Here is a 1,366-nt window from a genome sequence, read left to right as displayed (position 1 = left end):
GGAGCTTGCATCGGCTCGGGAGGAGCTTGCATCGGCTGGGGCGGAGCTGGCGTCGGCTCGGGAGCGGATCGCCGAACTGGAGGCTCAACTCGGGGAGGCGCGTAAGCCGGGTCCTCCGTCCGGGGTGAAAGCGAACCGTCCGCGGAAGCCGCCGGGCGAGCGGAAGCCTCGGAAGAAGCGCGCGGAGAACCACGGGCGGCAGCTCTCGGTTCCGACGGAAGAGGTGTTCCACGCGGTGGAGAGCTGCCCGGACTGCGGGCGGACGCTTGCGGGTGGCTGGGAGCACGATCGTCGCGAGGTGTTGGACATCCCGATGGGCTCGTACATCGTTCGCCACCATGTGGTGGTGCGGCGGTATTGCGGGGTGTGCGGCAAGGAGTACGTGCCGAAGCTGGATGTCTCGGATGAGGTGTTGGGGCAGCATCGGGTGAGCCGGAAGATCATGGCGCTGGTCGCGTATCTGAAGACCGTCTCGCGTTTGCCGGTGGCCAAGATCCAGGAGCTTCTCGGCACGCTCTATGGTCTCCATCTGTCGGAGGGCGAACTGACGCGTCTGCCGCAGGTGGTGGCGGAGCGGGGTCGGGCGGCATATGAGGCGCTGGGGGAGGAGTTGCGGTCGAGCGCGGTGGTGCACGCGGACGAGACGGGTTGGCGCGAGGACGGAGAGAACGGTTATCTGTGGGTGTTCGGGACGCCGACGGTGGAGTACTTCCATCGGGACAAGAGTCGTGCGAGCGCGATCCCGCTGGGGATTCTTGGGGAGCGGTTCGCGGGGGTTCTGGTGAGCGACTTCTACGCGGCGTACGGCCGGGTGGTGTGCGAGAAGCAGCGTTGTTGGGTGCATCTGCTGCGGGACGTGAAGACGCTGGAGGAGACGCATCCCAAGCATAGGGGCGTGGCTCGCTGGCGGGCTCGGATCCGCGCGATCTACGATCATGCGACGACGTATCAGACGGAGCAGCGGAAGTGGCAGGGCCCGGTTCCGCGGCCACTGGAAAGGGAGCGGAGGAGAGCGCGCAAGCAGTTCGAGCGCGCGCTGATGAAGCTGGCTCGGCCGTATCTGAAGAACCCAAGCGACCCGCGCCACATCCTGGCGAAGCGGATCGAGCGTTTCCGCTACGAGCTGTTCGCGTTCGTGCAGTATCCGGCAGTGCCGTCCGGCAACAACGCGGCGGAGCGTGCTTTGCGTCCCTCGGTGATCCACCGCAAAGTCTGCGGGGGCACGCGATCCCCCACCGGCTCCCGAACGATGGCGATCCTGCAGAGCCTCTTCGGCACCTGGCGCCTGCGTGGCCTCGCGCCCCTCGAAGCCTGCCTGGATCTCCTCGCCTCCACCCCTGCCTGACACCTCCCTACCCAACCCCCG

General features: G+C 67.1%; 1 protein-coding gene. It reads left to right on the top strand.

The window, feature by feature from the left end; all coding sequences use genetic code 11:
* Positions 1-1,345: IS66 family transposase (locus QUS11_02730; GenBank protein MDM7992207.1), on the top strand; the 1,345-nt coding region annotated here is incomplete at its 5' end.
* Positions 1,346-1,366: the final 21 nt, after the last annotated feature.

The sequence above is a fragment of the Candidatus Fermentibacter sp. genome, from assembly GCA_030373045.1.
Taxonomy (GTDB): Bacteria; Fermentibacterota; Fermentibacteria; order Fermentibacterales; family Fermentibacteraceae; genus Fermentibacter.
Note: the sequence above shows the minus strand (reverse complement) of the source record. Positions and strands in the feature narration are given on the sequence as shown.